15 protein-coding genes are annotated in these 15,106 nt (G+C 35.0%); 10 read left to right on the forward strand and 5 right to left on the reverse strand.

The window, feature by feature from the left end:
• The 5 genes from ACP5Q2_RS05520 to ACP5Q2_RS05540 form a co-directional block, all read right to left on the reverse strand.
• Nucleotides 1-230: FAD-dependent oxidoreductase (locus ACP5Q2_RS05520; protein ID WP_428098028.1), on the reverse strand; the 230-nt coding region annotated here is incomplete at its 3' end.
• Complete coding sequence (gene topA / locus ACP5Q2_RS05525) at nt 205-2,556, reverse strand: type I DNA topoisomerase (RefSeq protein WP_428098031.1); 2,352 nt, start codon at nt 2,554-2,556, stop codon at nt 205-207. The genes topA and ACP5Q2_RS05520, both read right to left, overlap by 26 nt.
• 12 nt (nt 2,557-2,568) lie before the next feature.
• A complete protein-coding gene (locus ACP5Q2_RS05530) occupies nt 2,569-2,982 on the reverse strand; it encodes a DUF494 family protein (protein ID WP_428098033.1) in 414 nt (137 codons plus the stop codon).
• Nucleotides 2,975-4,087, reverse strand: coding sequence for a DNA-processing protein DprA (dprA, locus tag ACP5Q2_RS05535; protein ID WP_424605726.1), 1,113 nt, complete (start codon nt 4,085-4,087; stop codon nt 2,975-2,977). Before dprA ends, ACP5Q2_RS05530 begins: the two co-directional genes overlap by 8 nt.
• Entirely contained in the window at nt 4,080-5,171 is a 1,092-nt protein-coding gene (locus tag ACP5Q2_RS05540; RefSeq protein WP_424605725.1) for a M20 metallopeptidase family protein, read from the reverse strand. The genes dprA and ACP5Q2_RS05540 overlap by 8 nt, the downstream gene beginning before the upstream one ends.
• Before the next feature lie 53 nt (nt 5,172-5,224).
• Here ACP5Q2_RS05540 and selA point away from each other — a divergent pair, with 53 nt between their 5' ends.
• From selA to ACP5Q2_RS05590, 10 genes are all read left to right on the forward strand, one after another.
• Nucleotides 5,225-6,595: an L-seryl-tRNA(Sec) selenium transferase gene (gene selA, locus ACP5Q2_RS05545; RefSeq protein WP_428098036.1), complete on the forward strand. Its 1,371-nt coding sequence runs from the start codon at nt 5,225-5,227 to the stop codon at nt 6,593-6,595.
• Nucleotides 6,596-6,603: 8 nt separating this feature from the next.
• Entirely contained in the window at nt 6,604-8,409 is a 1,806-nt protein-coding gene (selB, locus tag ACP5Q2_RS05550; protein ID WP_424605723.1) for a selenocysteine-specific translation elongation factor, read from the forward strand.
• A gap of 34 nt (nt 8,410-8,443) precedes the next feature.
• Nucleotides 8,444-9,274: a lysophospholipid acyltransferase family protein gene (locus ACP5Q2_RS05555; protein ID WP_428098038.1), complete on the forward strand. Its 831-nt coding sequence runs from the start codon at nt 8,444-8,446 to the stop codon at nt 9,272-9,274.
• Nucleotides 9,249-10,814 carry a radical SAM protein gene (locus ACP5Q2_RS05560; protein ID WP_428098041.1) on the forward strand — a complete coding sequence of 522 codons (1,566 nt, stop codon included), beginning with the start codon at nt 9,249-9,251 and terminating at the stop codon, nt 10,812-10,814. Before ACP5Q2_RS05555 ends, ACP5Q2_RS05560 begins: the two co-directional genes overlap by 26 nt.
• On the forward strand, nt 10,790-11,518 hold the full coding sequence (locus tag ACP5Q2_RS05565) for a polyphenol oxidase family protein (protein WP_424605720.1): 729 nt from the start codon (nt 10,790-10,792) through the stop codon (nt 11,516-11,518). Before ACP5Q2_RS05560 ends, ACP5Q2_RS05565 begins: the two co-directional genes overlap by 25 nt.
• A complete protein-coding gene (locus tag ACP5Q2_RS05570; protein ID WP_428098044.1) occupies nt 11,515-12,204 on the forward strand; it encodes a YggS family pyridoxal phosphate-dependent enzyme in 690 nt (229 codons plus the stop codon). Before ACP5Q2_RS05565 ends, ACP5Q2_RS05570 begins: the two co-directional genes overlap by 4 nt.
• Nucleotides 12,205-12,213: 9 nt before the next feature.
• On the forward strand, nt 12,214-13,011 hold the full coding sequence (locus ACP5Q2_RS05575; protein WP_428098046.1) for a YggT family protein: 798 nt from the start codon (nt 12,214-12,216) through the stop codon (nt 13,009-13,011).
• Nucleotides 13,012-13,106: 95 nt separating this feature from the next.
• On the forward strand, nt 13,107-14,087 hold the full coding sequence (locus ACP5Q2_RS05580) for a PIN/TRAM domain-containing protein (RefSeq protein ID WP_424605717.1): 981 nt from the start codon (nt 13,107-13,109) through the stop codon (nt 14,085-14,087).
• A complete protein-coding gene (gene ispD / locus ACP5Q2_RS05585) occupies nt 14,084-14,773 on the forward strand; it encodes a 2-C-methyl-D-erythritol 4-phosphate cytidylyltransferase (RefSeq protein ID WP_424605716.1) in 690 nt (229 codons plus the stop codon). Before ACP5Q2_RS05580 ends, ispD begins: the two co-directional genes overlap by 4 nt.
• Before the next feature lie 150 nt (nt 14,774-14,923).
• Nucleotides 14,924-15,106: hypothetical protein (locus ACP5Q2_RS05590; protein WP_428098049.1), on the forward strand; the 183-nt coding region annotated here is incomplete at its 3' end.

Raw genomic sequence — 15,106 nt, forward strand, 5'->3', positions numbered from 1 at the left:
TCTTTTTTCAGCAACCCATTTGAGTTTGTAATATCGATCGATTTCAGAGAGTTGGAACACAAAAGTTCCGCCATCAGACCTGTCTGGTGGGCTTCGGTAAGTTTGTGAGGTCTCATCTCATATAAAACTACATTAAACCCCTTTTCCGCCAGTTGAAAAGCGGCTTCAGAACCCGCCAGCCCTCCACCTATGATTGTTACGGTATTATTTTTTGGGGGATATACTGCCATCTTCGTTTTTTACAGCTGATATTGTATTTTTGCATTCAGGGTAGTTTGAGCAGGCATAAAAGATCCCTTTCCTGGATCTTTTCAAAACCATCCGTCCCCCACATTTTTCACATTGGAATTCTTGGACAGTTGGTTTTGGTTTTATAACGATTTTCCCCTCTTCGTTTATCATGTAATTTGAAGTAAAGGTGCATTTTGGGTAATTCTTACAACCTATGAATAGACCATTTTTCCCTTTTTTTAGTTGTAATTCTCCCCCACATTCGGGACATTTTTCATCTAATATATATCCATTGCCGATGAGTATAATCTTACCATCTTTATCTCTTAAAAAATTTTTTATATTTTTGCATTCCGGATATTTGGGGCAGGTGAGGAGCTCTCCAAATCTGGATCTTTTTATTACCATTCTGGTGCCACATTTATCGCAAATGATATCAGTTTCTTCGAACCCAGCTTTGTTTTCTATCAAAACAATTTTTCCATGTTCATCCCTTTTGAAATTGGAGGTGAAATTGCATTCAGGATAGTGTTCGCAGGCTAAAAAGAAACCATTTTTGCCAAACTTTATATTCAAGTACCCTTTTTTACACTGGGGGCATAATATATCCGTCTTTAGGTTTGTGATGAATTGCTTGTCTGCTTTTTCCAGCTCATTTTTAAAAGATCTGTAAAAGTCGTTTAAAAGTTCAAGCCAGTCTAGCTTCCCCTCTTCAATCTCATCGAGCTTTTTCTCCATCTCTGCCGTAAATCCTACCTCAAAGATCTTATCAAAGTTGTCAATGAGCAGCTTCACCACAAATCTACCCAGCTCTGTTGGGTAAAATCTTTTTTCTTTAAGATCCACGTATCCTCTTTCCAGAATTGTTGAGATTATATTTGCATAAGTGCTTGGTCTTCCAATCCCTTTTTGCTCTAAGGCTCTCACCAGACTTGCCTCTGTGTAGCGGGGGGGTGGTGTTGTGAAGTTCTGCTTTGTTTCGTATCTATTTGGGATGGCTGTATCATTTATGTTTACAGATGGCAGGATCTGTTGCTCTTCATCCTCAGCATCTTCAACCGTTTCAGTGTAAAGTTTCATAAAACCGGGGAATATTAAAACTTTACCCATTGCTCTGAATAGATACTTGCTTACTTCAATATCGATAACAGTTTTTTCAAAGATGGCATCAGCCATCTGGGATGCCAAAAATCTTTCCCATATGAGCTTATAAAGTTTGTATTGATCGGGTGTGAGGAATTTTTTCACATCCTCCGGTGTTCGGTTAACGGATGTGGGTCTTATGGCTTCGTGGGCATCCTGAATGTTGTTATTTTTGCTTTTCGTGAATCTACTTGTGCTACCAAGGTACTCTTTGCCGTAATTTTTCTGTATGAAGTCTCTTGCATCTTTTTTGGCGATGTCGGATATCCTTGTGGAATCTGTCCTCATGTAGGTAATTAAACCTGTAGGTCCCTCTGATCCCAATTCAACACCTTCATAAAGCTGCTGGGCTATCATCATCGTTTTTTTTGCAGTAAAGCCAAGCTTTTTAATAGCCTCCTGCTGAAGTGTGGAGGTAATAAAAGGGGGGTATGGGGATTGCTTACCTTCTTTTTTTTCTAAATTTGAGACTTTACCAGTTTTGTTATCAAGATCTTCTAAAATCTCTTTTACTTTCTTCTCATCAGGGATTTCAGCTCTTTTACCATCAATCTTTTCAAGTTTACCTTTTATTTCACTTTCGGATACGTTAAATATTCCGTGAATAGTCCAGTATTCTTTTGGGACGAATTTCTCTATTTCTTCTTCCCTTTCCACGATGAGTCTTAATGCCACAGTTTGAACCCTTCCGGCGGAAAGACCATATTTTATAGGTTTCCATAAAAGGGGGCTTATCTGATATCCCACCAGTCTATCGAGTATTCTTCTTGATTGTTGGGCATTTACCCTTTTGATGTTGATTTCGGTGGGGTTTTTAATCCCCTCCGCAATCCCTTTTTCGGTAATTTCGTTAAATGATACACGATAGATATTCTTGTTTTTATCTTTTATCTCCTCAGCTATGTGCCAGGCTATCGCTTCACCTTCCCTGTCGGGGTCAGGGGCAAGATATACTTTTTTGGCGTCCTCTGCCAATTTTTTTATCTCTTTGATTATCTTTTTCTTGCCAGAGAGTATTTCATATTGGGGTTTGAAGTTATTTTCTATATCGATTCCGAGATCTTTTTCCGGAAGATCCTTTATATGTCCCATTGAAGCAGTAACTTTAAAATCTTTACCTAAGTATTTCTCAATAGTTTTTGCTTTTGATGGTGATTCAACTATGACTAAATTTTTAGACATATTACCCCTTTTCTAAGAAAAGTCCTCTTCCGTTTCAAACTGCTCGAAATAAAGATTTCTTGCCTCCATAAGAGTGAATAAAAGTGCGTTTTTGTAATTTTCAATAGATACCTTTTGTTGAGAGGATTCAATGGCCTTTTCTATGCTTTCTTCAATTAATTCAGCTTCTAGAATACCGTATAGATATAGTTTTTGAATAAAGAGCATGGTTTCGTTTGAAAGTTTGGAGATCTCTTTTTTTGTAAAAGTTCTATATATGGGGTTGCCAGAAAAGTTTTGAATTTCAAAGATCGACATAGCCTGTCTTATTTCATGATCCCCAAAACCTATATCGATGAGTTGATTTGTAAGCTCAGTCTCATCTAATTTTTTGGTGTTATCGATATAGTCTATGATAATATTAATTGCTATAAATATCTTATCCATTAATCCTCCTATTTAAACTGTACTTTCCATTGCTATCCATATAAATTATATCTTCAAGTTCCATATTTGTTATAATAGCTAATATATCTGAAGCAGATTTCCCGGCTTTCAAACAGATCTCATCAACAGTAGCTGGACCTGTCATCAAAATGTCAATAATTTTTGAGTAATCGCCATCTTTGGCTATAATAGTATTATTATCTTTTTTGTCAATAAATTTCGATATATTTAAAATATGACTATACTCTTCAATTACATCTAAATAAGATTCCACCAACTTTGCACCCTCTTTCAGAAGGGTATTTGTACCGCTGTTGGTATCGGTGGGCCATGCTGGTACTGCAAATATATCTCTACCGTATTCAACTGCCAACTGAGCAGTTATCAACGATCCACTCTTTTTGGCTGCTTCCACAACCACCACCCCCAATGATAACCCCGTTATTATCCTATTCCTTTTTGGAAAATTATGTGCATTGGGCATTTCCATCAGTGGAAGTTCGGATAGTATGCATCCATTTTTATAAAGCTCGGGTAAAAATTTTTTATGGTGGGCGGGATAAACGTTTAGAAGGCCATTGCCAAAAACCGCAACTGTTGACCCCTTTTCGAGTGCCCCTATGTGGGCGTATATATCGATACCTGTGGCAAATCCGCTAACGACATTAAAACCAACTTCAGCGAGATCTGATGCAAGTCTTCTGGCAAACTCTTTACCCTTATTTGATGCCCTTCTGGAACCAACTATCCCTATTGAAGGTTTTTTTAAGACTGTTTTATCACCTAAGGTGTAAATTAGGGCAGGTGGGTCGTTTATTTGCTTTAGTAGATCCGGGTAATCTTCATCCTCCAGAAGGGTGATTCCTATTCTATATTTTTTTATAAGGGATATCTCTTTTTCAACGAAATTAAGGTCTATCTGTTTTTTAGAGATCATTTCCACCTGTGATTGGGTTAATCCTGACTCCATAAGATATTTTAAATCCACCTTAAAGATGTTTGCCAGAGTCCCAAAATGTCTGTAAATATTAAAAATAGAGGTATGGGATACCCCTTTTATGCTCAAAACTGATAGATAAGTGTAGATCAGGTCTTCCCTATTCATTTTCTAGTATAACCTTCCATATATTTACAGCTTTTTCAAGGGTACCTTCCGGGATAAAAAAGTTTGGATTGTGGAGAGGATATACACCATCCTTCTTTATTCCCAGCCTTATAAATAGTGAAGGGGCTATTTTACCGTAAAAACAGAAATCTTCCCCCCCCATAGATAGGTTTGTATCTGTTGTGAAATCTATACTAGACTTTTGGAAAATTTGTATAGTTTTATCTATTAAATTTCTATCATTAACAACCGGAAAAGTACCATCTGAAATCTCTAAATTGTAATCGACATCAAAGTTACACTTCATGGAAGATAGGTTTTTTTCAAGCTCATCTGCTATAATTTTTTTTGTATCATCGCAAATGTATCTGAAGGTACCTAATATCTCTGCCTTATCTGGAAGAATATTCGCAGCCGTTCCACAACTCACCTTTCCAAAAGAGAGGACGGATGGAATGATCGGATTTATCTTTCTTGACACAATGGTCTGAGAATTCATGATAAAACTTGATATGGCAACCACTATGTCATTCCCCTTGTGGGGATATGCGGCATGTGTCCCTTTACCGCTGATTGATATTTTAAAATGGGTTGATCCCGCCATTACAGCACCATTCTTTATTCCAGCTATTCCAAATTCAGTATCTGGATCCACGTGCAGGGCATATATCTCATCTACACCTCTCATCCCACCATGTTTTATAACCATTTTGGCACCGGAGATGATCTCTTCTGCCGGTTGAAAGATAAATCTAAGATTCTGTTTAGGTTTGATCTTCCCCTCTGAAATCTGTCTCAAAACAGTAAGCAGTGCCGTTGAGTGTAGATTGTGTCCACAGAGATGTTTACATGATCCATCACCACAGGGTAAGGCATCGATGTCTGCCCTTATGGCGATCGTTTTGTTTGATTTTTGATCTATATCACCAAAAAGGCCAGTGGATAGTCTTTTGTAGGTGGTTATGCCATATTTTTTCAAAAATGTTTCTATATAATCGGTGGTTTTAAATTCTTTCATTGATGGTTCCGCAAGTGAAGAGATATCTTCAAAGGTTTTTAGATCGTATTGGTCTATCAAAGTCATTTACACTCCCGGAAAATTATGCTATCTCTTTTTAAAAGATAATAGGGTGAAAGATGAGTAATGTCAATGAACTTTTGAAAAAGATACCAAAAGTTGATGAAATATTGAAATTTTTTGAAAGTAGCTACAATAAAGATATTTTAAAGTATATTCTTAATAGACTATTGGATGAATTAAGAGATAGATTAAAGAGGAATGGTGCTTTGGATTTCTCAATAGATTCAATTGTTGAAGATCTAAAGAGAAGTTATGGTGATTTTTCAAATGGTAGCCTGAAAAGGGTTATAAATGCAACTGGAGTGGTGGTGCATACGAATCTTGGGAGGTCACCAATTTCCGAAGAGATTTTTATGTCGGTGAAAGATATCGTCTGCAGGTACAGTAATCTTGAATTTGATTTGGATTCAGGTGAAAGGGGGGATAGATATTTTCATTCTGTGGAATATTTGAAACTACTTACGGGTGCCGAAGATGCTGTGGTGGTAAACAACAATGCTGCTGCTGTATTTATAATACTCAATACCTTTGGTAAAGGTAAAGAGGTGTTGGTTTCAAGGGGTGAATTGATAGAGATAGGTGGTAGTTTTAGATTGCCGGAGGTTATGAAGGAAAGTGGATCAATCCTGAGGGAAGTAGGAACTACGAATAGAACCAAAATTAAAGACTATGAGTCAAATATAACCGAAAATTCATCTGTGATTATGAAATCACATACAAGTAATTATAAAATAATAGGTTTTACTGAAAGTGTTTCCCTTGAAGATATCGCCCATTTAGCTAAAAAGTATTCATTAATATCATATTATGATGCTGGAAGTGGTGTGATCTTGGATAAGATGAATGTTTGTGGGGAAGATACTATCATCAATGCTGTAAAAAGTGGTGTGGATATGGTGAGCTTCAGTGGTGATAAACTGTTGGGGGGGCCACAGTGTGGGGTGATTGTCGGTAAAAAGAGATTGATAGAGATGATAAAGAAAAATCATTTGCTGAGGATGTTGAGGGTGGATAAGATTACGCTTTCGATTTTACAAAAAACGTTACTTTATTATCTCCTTGATGTTACAAAGATTAAATTATATAAAATTTTCAATTCAGATATAAATGATCTTGAAAAGAAAGCTCAATCTCTACGGGAAAATCTTTTGAATAAGGGTATTCATGATATTGAGATAATGGTTTTTAGATCAAAAGGGTTTATCGGTGGTGGTGCATGCCCGGAAGAGGGGATAGATTCAATTGCATTGGGGATTGTGCTAAATGAATATTGCGAGAAGGTTTCCAGGATTTTAAGAAATAGACCGATACCTATCATTTGTAGAGCGGAAAAAGGTGCTCTTGTTTTTGATATGTTGACGGTTTTTGACGATGAGATAGGTTATCTGTCTGAATCTATAGCATATGCTTTGGGGGAAATAAGATAGATATAATTATGAAAAAGAAGAATATAATAGTAGGAACAGCAGGGCATATAGATCATGGTAAGTCTTCCATCATCAAAATAATCACAGGAATAGATCCTGATAGACTTATTGAAGAGCAAAAAAGGGGGATAACAATAGATCTTGGATTTGCATTCCTTGAAAAGGGGGATATCTCTTTTTCTTTTGTGGATGTTCCGGGGCATGAGGATTATCTGAAAAATATGGTGGCAGGTGCTATTGGGTTTGATATATGTATATGCGCAGTTGACGTAAATGAAGGGGTAATGCCCCAAACGATTGAGCATATGAATATCGTTAGGTATCTGGGGGTTGACAACGTTGTGGTCGTTCTAACAAAGATAGATAAAGCCGGTGATAATCTGTATGATAGCATTAAGAAGATTGAAAATTATTTTTCACAATTTCGGTTTAAGAGATTAGCATTTATCAAATGGAGTATATTTGACAAAACGGCTAAAGATAATCTGGTTAAAACATTGATGGATTATGCCCTGGGGTACGAAAGAAAAGTTGTGTGGGACTTATTTTTACTTAATATTGATAGGGTTTTTACTCTGATGGGTTTTGGTACAATAGTTACAGGATCTGTGTTATCCGGGGAGCTTTCACAGGGGGATACCGTTAGAATTCTACCATCAGGTATAGAAACAAAGGTAAAAGGGCTTTCGGTACACAACCAAAATGTGGATGAGGTGAAAGCAGGTTGCAGAGCCGCCATAAATTTGCAAAATATAGGTAAAGATGAGGTGGATAGAGGGGATATTATTACAAAAGGGGGAGTATTACAAAATTTTAATGCCGTATATGGGGAAATTACCCATTTTGATACAGGTTTTGATATAAAACTAAAGCATGGAGGTGAATATACCTTTTTAATTGGTACAGCTGTCAGAACAGGAAGGATCTATTTTATAAATGAGAGATATGTGAGGATGACCTTTAAAGATGGGTATCCATTTCTACCGGAAATGAAAATTCTTATAAGACTACCCAATCCAAAAGTTACCGTTGCGGGGGTAAAGATTCTTTTTGTCGGCGAAATTAAATGGCCTAAATCTAATTTGATCGATTATTTGACATCACTATCCATCTACGGGGTAAAAAAGGGGGTATTTGATTATCTGCAGAAAAACATTTCATTACATCAGGATGATCTTTATCAGAAATTTTTACTGCATTTGACCGATCTGCCTGAGGAGTATTTGATTATTGAACGATATATTTATTTGAAAGAGTATATAGATAAAATCATAAATGAATATTTAGAAAGGCTCCAGAAGGAAAAATCTTTAAAATTAGATAAGCTTATAGCTCTTGAAAATGATATTTTAAGACGATTTATATCTGATGAGATTATAAATTTAGCAAAACAAATGGGGTATACTTTTGTTAATGGAGAATTAAGGCAGGATCTTGATGATAATTTTAAAAATGTATGTATAAAGATATTGAAAAATATGGAGTCAAACTTAAGTCTGAGTAATCCATCTATAGTATCTGAACAGTTGGGAATTGATAAAAATACAGTCAACAATTGTTTCAAAATGCTTGTAAATAAGGAATTAATAAAAAGAATAGATAGAGATGGGAACTATGTTCCTGTGGAGATCTTAAAAAAATTTTTTGTGGATGCGGTAAAGTTATGCAAGAGGGAAGGATATCTGGATATCACAAATGTAAAAAAGATTATTACGGCTCCCCGAAAGATATTGATACCTCTTTTGGAACTACTCGATGCTTCTGGTAATTTTGAAAATATTGAGAATAAAAGGTATTTTAAACAGAAAAGATAGATTTTATATAATAAAATATTTTTTGGAGATAATTATGGAGAATTTCAAGCTTGAATATAAGTACATTAAAGGAAATTACATTACTCCTGATGATGTTAAAATATCATTATTTGCTAGAATCTTCCCTTCAGTATATTTCTATTACAGAATATTAACGTTGATACTTCACGGTTCAAAGTTGGCAAGAGCCGGAAAGTATGATCTGCACCAATGGATGGTGAGCAGTTTTAGAGCACTTGATATAATTGAAAAGGTAGGAATAAAAGTAAGAATTGATGGTGTTGATAATATTCAAAAAACTGATAAACCTGCTGTTTTTGTGGCAAATCACATGAGTACAGCAGAGACATTTCTGTTGCCTTCCATAATAGTACCATTTAAGCCTGTGACGTATGTGTTAAAGGAAAGTTTGATTAGGGTTCCTTTTTTCAAAGATATATTGAATGCTAGAGATCCCATCGTTGTTACGAGGGATAATCCCAGAGAGGATTTCAAAATAGTTATGGAGAAAGGTGTAAAACATCTAAATGAGGGTATGTCTGTTATCGTATTTCCACAGACAACAAGAACAACAAGTTTTTATGAAAAACAGTTTAATTCAATGGGTGTTAAACTTGCTAAAAAGGCTGGGGTACCGATAATCCCTATTGCCCTCAAGACTGATGCATGGTCAAATGGTAAATTTATAAAAGATCTGGGGAAGATCCATACTGATAGGGATATGAGATTTGTAATAGGTGAACCAATAGAGATAAAAGGTAAGGGTGATGAGGAGCATCAGATGGTTATCGATTTTATCAAGAAACATCTTACCCAGTGGGGTGTAATAGTGGAACGAAATGATGGAAAAATGGAAAGTAATTGAATACTACAGGGATATAGCCAGAAGAGAGGGGGTCAAGAAACCAACTGGTAGGGTGAAGATTGCACTGATTTACCCAAATGTTTACGAAATAGCTTCCCAAAATTTGGGTTTTCAATTTGTCTATAAGCTTTTCAACGAAACAGATGGGATTGCCTGTGAAAGGTTTGTTCTCGATTTCTATGAAGATAACCTTTCAATAGAAAATCAGAGATTTTTAAGGGAATTTGATATAATTGCTGTTAGTATAAATTTTGAAGAGGATGTTTTAAATTTAGTAAAATTTCTGCATTCCCAGAAGATCCCTATATTAAGAAGAGACAGAGGTTCTGATTATCCACCTCTAATCGCCGGCGGTGCCCTTACCGTTATAAACCCACAGATACTTATAGATATTGTGGATATCATACTTTGTGGAGATTTCAGACCTATTTATGAATCCACCAAATCGATTTTTACAGATTATCAGGATAAAAATAGATTTATAGGTGATTTGAAGCAGTTTAATTTCTCCATCTATTCTGGCCAGGATAGATTGGCCAAACCGGCCATAGATTATTCCTGTGAACCGATATTTTCCTCAATTAAAAGTTATAAAGGTGATTTCAGCGATCTATTTTTAGTGGAGGCTTCCAGAGGATGTAGATTCAGTTGCAGATTTTGCACTACAGGTTACAATTTAAGGCCATACAGAAAAGTAGATATAGATAAAATTAAAGAGATTGTTGAGAATAAAAGTTTTTCCGATAATATAGGTATAATCAGTGCTGCTTTTGGTGATATAGACGGGCTTGATGATCTGCTTAACTGGATGATTCAAAAAAATTTAAAAATCTCAGTTTCCTCTCTGAGGATAGATTCTCTGAAAAAAGAGATGTTGGAAAAATTAAAACTTTTAGGGGTAAGATCGATTACCATTGCGGAAGAGGTGGTATCCGAAAAATTGAAAAAGCTTATTAAAAAAAATATAACCGAACAGCAAATTTACAATGTGGTGGAAAAAGTGGCGGAAACAGGTATAGAAAATCTAAAGTTGTACTACATCTTTTGTTTGCCCGGAGAAGGGATAGATGATGTAGTAGCTATGGTGGAAAGGATAAAAAATATTGGTGAGATATTCAGAACTGTGCAGAGGGATAGCCATAACAGATTGGGTAAGATAAAGGTGTCCGTCAATGTTTTTAATCCTAAACCTTTTACACCAATGCAATATTTTCCTTTGGTAAGGGAGGATGAGTATAATGCGAAGTTTAAGATTCTGTCGGAGCTTAAAAAGATTCCAAATTTAAAATGCGACATTATGCCCTATAAAGATGCAGTTATCCAATCGATCCTTGCAAAAGCTCAGAAGAATATATATGAACTTTATATGTTTTACATCAATAACGATTTTAACCTGAAGAAGGTTTTGAAATATTTCGATTATTCATATATTTATGTCAGTGATGTTAAATATCCATGGGAAGATCTTGTTGAGCCAATTTTCCCTCTGGAGAATATAAAAGTGGAGTATGAAAGGTGCTTACAGCTTATAAGAAGTTGATGATTATAAAACCTGATATGGTAGTTCCGGGGATTTTTCAGGCATTTACCACAAGGTTCTCCGGCTACAGCTCTGGTTATTACAATTCATTTAATCTTGGATACTACACTCCGGATGAAAATGTGGATAAAAATTATGAACTATTAAGATCTATTTTTGGTTTTACTAATATAAAGATATTAAAACAGATACATTCCGCAAAAGTAATAGTACTTGATAGGTATGATTTTGCAATAGAAGAGGGGGATGGTATTTTCACTTCTTTAAATGGGGTAGTTACCGGCATTCAGACGGCGGACTGTTGGACAGTTCAACTTATTGGGGAAAGCTACGTAGCGAATCTGCATTGTGGCTGGAGAGGGATTTTTTTGGGGATAATTGAGAATGCAACAGAACTTTTTTGCAAATATGGAGATAAAGTCAAAATCGCTTATGTGGGGCCGGGGATATGCGGCCAATGTTATGAAGTAGGGGAAGAATTAGTGGAAAAATTTTCCCGGATATCAAGATTGAATTTTTATTGTATAAAAGATGGCAGATATCTGTTGGATTTAAAAGAAATTATAATTGAAAAACTAAAAAATCTAAGTATTTTTAATATTGAGAGTTTAAATTATTGCAGTTTTTGTAAAGATTATTTATACTCTTATAGAAGGGATAAAGGTTATACAGGTAGAATGCTTTCTCTATTGGGTAGAATATGATCGGTGATAGAATAAGATACATTACTGAAAAGATAGATAGGGCAGCTGTGAGATCAGGTAGAAGATTGGATGATATTACGCTCGTGGCGGTGAGTAAAACATTTCCTATTGAAAAAATAATTGATGCATATAACTCTGGTTTGAGGATTTTCGGAGAGAGTCGTTTACAGGAAGCTGCCGGTAAGATTGAACATTTAAAAGCATTCCCGGATATCAAATTTCATATGATAGGTCATCTCCAAACCAACAAGATCAGGATGCTGAAAGATTATTTCAGTCTTGTTCACTCTGTTGATAGTGTGCATTTGGCCAAAAAGATGAACGACTATTTTTATTCAATCAATAGGGTACAGGATATTCTTATCCAGGTCAACCTTGTGAATGAGCCCCAGAAGTATGGTATAAAAATAGAGGAGTTTGATGAAATGATGGAAAAAATGAAGAGTTTTCCCAATCTAAGAGTCAGAGGTCTTATGTTTATTCCCCCATTTTATGATGACCCCGAGATGAACAGAGGTAATTTTAGAAGGATGAAAGTCCTGTTTGATGAAACGAAGAAAAAGTATAAGGAATTCAAAGAATTTGATATTTTATCTATGGGTATGAGCGATGATTTTGAGATCGCAATTGAAGAGGGGGCTAACATGGTAAGAATCGGTTCAGCAATCTTTGGAGAGAGGGTTTAGGGAGGTGGTATGTATTTTATAAATCTTATTCTAAAATTTTACATAATTGTCTTGATTTTCAGGTCTATATTTACATCACAGGAGCTCTATTTTAACCCTTTTGGTAAACTTGTGGCTTCCTTGACGGAGCCGATTTTTACCAATCTTTTTAAGGGGAAAAGTAAGGCAACCACCGATAAATATATCCCTTTTATGATAATTTGTATCATTTTTTTGCAATTTTTAGTGAATTTGATGGGGAATTTTACTTCTCTTTCCATTGTTTTTCTCGATACTATACAGGATAATTTAAATTTTATTATCGTATTTCTTATTATATCCATTATATTAGGCTCAGGTAAAGGGATTCAAACATATTACTCCATATATTTTTATAGAATCGGCCTGCCATGGATAAAATTTACGAGAAGATTTATAAAGATTCAGGATAATAGGATAGTTTTCCCGGCGATTATCCTTTTGATATTTATTTATGGTGTCTTAATAGTAGGTTTGAATGCCATTTTAAACTTTATTTACAGAGGGGATCTTTTTTTAACAGGTGCTCTATTTAAATTTCTTTCAGGCGGTGTTAGCATAATCGATTCATTACTTTCTTACCTTTTCTGGCTTATTATTATTAGAGCTTTGCTATCATGGGTTAGTCCTGATCCGAGAAATCCATTTGTGCAGATTGTGTATTCTCTTACTGAGCCTATACTTGCACCATTTAGAAGAATAATTCCACCATTAGGCTTTCTGGATCTTTCCGCCTTTGTGGTGCTTATAATTATAGAGATTGTCAGGAATCTGCTTTTAAGAATTTAGATTTAATGAAATGTTGTTGAATTAATGAGAAATATTATTATAATCAAACAAAGAGGTATTGAAGGTGGAAATTTAGATAATGAAAAGGGGTAATGATGTGGAAATTTAGATTGATTTATTCTATTGTGATTCTTACGGCTTTTATTTTTTTAAGAAATCAACTTGGTATCGATATGAATTATGCGGTTGTTTATGGTCTGGGGGTTATTTTATTGATTAATATTACCGAAATATTGATATCAGATCTTAAAAGTACCAAAATAATTGGTGGCTTTATTGGTGGTCTTATATTTTTGCTGATATCGTTTTTACTTACAAAAGCTTTTGAAACATTTTTCCTTTCCGATCCCATAAAGCTTGGCTTTAACTTCATTATGGGTTATATAGGAATATTTATAGGTTATAGAAATCATACATTAATCGACTATCTTTTTCAAAAATGGTCAAAAAAAGATAGAGGGGGTAAAACGAAGATTATTGAAGTTCCAAAAATTCTTGATACTTCATCTATAATTGATGGACGTATTTATGACATCATTATGGCAAATTTTATAGAGTCAAAAATTATAATACCATCTTTTGTTCTAAAAGAGCTCCAGAATATAGCAGATTCCCATGATCATTTTAGAAGACAAAAAGGTAAACGGGGGCTTGATATACTAAAAAAGATTCAGGAACAGAAGATAAATGACGTTGAAGTTATAAACGATGAATATGCTGAATACAAAACGGTGGATGAAAAATTGATTGCATGTACCAAAAATTTAAAAGGGAAACTTGTTACTACAGATTATAATCTTGTGAAAGTAGCTGAAATACATGGCGTTGTCTGTATGAATATAAACCAGCTTGCATTGGCATTGAGACAAACTTTATTCCCTCAGGATGAGATTAAAATTACCATTCAAAAGGAGGGTAAAGAGACTGGACAGGGAGTTGGATATCTTGATGACGGCACCCTTGTGGTTGTGGAGAATGGAAGGCCATATATAGGTAAAACTGTGGATGTCGTTGTCAGCTCTATTTTGCAAAGTGAGTCTGGTAGAATAATTTTCGTTAAGTTGAAGCAAGTATGAGTAGTATTAGCATAATAGTTCCTGCGGGTGGAGTGGGTAGCAGATTTTCTTCTGAGGAAAAGAAACAGTTTTATCAATTGGGTGGAAAGCCGATTCTCTATTATACATTGCTTAGATTGAAGAATGTGGACTCTCTGGAATTGATCATTGGGGCAGCCGAAGAGGATTTTTTAAGGATAGAAGAGATAGTGGAGGAGGTTGGAATTAAAAATTACATCCTTTCCCCTTCTGGCAGAGAAAGGCAGGATACTGTATACAATGCACTTTTGAGGGCTTCAGAGGATTACGTATTGATTCATGATGCCGCAAGACCCTTTTTGTCAAAAATCATACTGGATAGATGTCTGGAAAATTATCTGGATTATCCTGGGGTGGTATGTGGTGTAAGAATAAAAGATACCGCTAAGCTGATTAATGAAGATAAGATTGAACAAACCATTGATAGAAAGAGACTTATCCTTGTACATACACCACAGATTTTTAATAGAAAGATTCTTTTAAAATGTATGATCGAAATTGTATCCCGTGGAGTTCATATTACGGATGAGGCGATGGCACTTGAATATTTTGGTTATGAAGTGGGGTTTGTGGAGTCTGAGTGGTATAATTTAAAAATAACAACGAAGGATGATTTGCACATTGCTGATTATATTTTAAACAACTTTGATATGCTGGCGGGAGTTTGAATAGTAAATTATCATTGATGGTTATTTATGGAAAATTATTTTGATGTTATTTCAGATGAAGAGGTATGACATCTATTATGAGGCAAAAATAGGATCTTTTTTGATATCAATTCACTGATATTCAGGTAGGAGTATATTCTTTACCCAGCTATGGATGAAATTTTAGAACAGGATGTTCAGATAAAAATCTTAAAAGATATTGTCGATTCAAACCTTATAAAAATAGATTATAACTTTGATAAGTTTGAAGAAAAGAGTTTACAGCAGGGAAAAGTTTTAGATTTAGGTCCAGGGGAATTAACTTTAGAGCAGATAAAACTTATCTTCAATCAT

The sequence above is a fragment of the Calditerrivibrio sp. genome, from assembly GCF_049968475.1.
GTDB classification, from domain to species: Bacteria; Chrysiogenota; Deferribacteres; order Deferribacterales; family Calditerrivibrionaceae; genus Calditerrivibrio; species Calditerrivibrio nitroreducens_A.

Excerpts from the sequence above, each read along its gene's own strand:
- ACP5Q2_RS05570 (WP_428098044.1), top strand. The coding sequence starts at position 11,515 with ATGATCGGTGATAGAATAAGATACATTACTGAAAAGATAGATAGGGCA.
- ACP5Q2_RS05580 (WP_424605717.1), top strand. The coding sequence starts at position 13,107 with ATGTGGAAATTTAGATTGATTTATTCTATTGTGATTCTTACGGCTTTT.
- ACP5Q2_RS05560 (WP_428098041.1), top strand. The coding sequence starts at position 9,249 with ATGATGGAAAAATGGAAAGTAATTGAATACTACAGGGATATAGCCAGA.
- ACP5Q2_RS05555 (WP_428098038.1), top strand. The coding sequence starts at position 8,444 with ATGGAGAATTTCAAGCTTGAATATAAGTACATTAAAGGAAATTACATT.
- selB (WP_424605723.1), top strand. The coding sequence starts at position 6,604 with ATGAAAAAGAAGAATATAATAGTAGGAACAGCAGGGCATATAGATCAT.
- dprA (WP_424605726.1), bottom strand. The coding sequence starts at position 4,087 with ATGAATAGGGAAGACCTGATCTACACTTATCTATCAGTTTTGAGCATA.
- topA (WP_428098031.1), bottom strand. The coding sequence starts at position 2,556 with ATGTCTAAAAATTTAGTCATAGTTGAATCACCATCAAAAGCAAAAACT.
- ACP5Q2_RS05575 (WP_428098046.1), top strand. The coding sequence starts at position 12,214 with ATGTATTTTATAAATCTTATTCTAAAATTTTACATAATTGTCTTGATT.
- ACP5Q2_RS05540 (WP_424605725.1), bottom strand. The coding sequence starts at position 5,171 with ATGACTTTGATAGACCAATACGATCTAAAAACCTTTGAAGATATCTCT.
- ispD (WP_424605716.1), top strand. The coding sequence starts at position 14,084 with ATGAGTAGTATTAGCATAATAGTTCCTGCGGGTGGAGTGGGTAGCAGA.
- selA (WP_428098036.1), top strand. The coding sequence starts at position 5,225 with ATGAGTAATGTCAATGAACTTTTGAAAAAGATACCAAAAGTTGATGAA.
- ACP5Q2_RS05530 (WP_428098033.1), bottom strand. The coding sequence starts at position 2,982 with ATGGATAAGATATTTATAGCAATTAATATTATCATAGACTATATCGAT.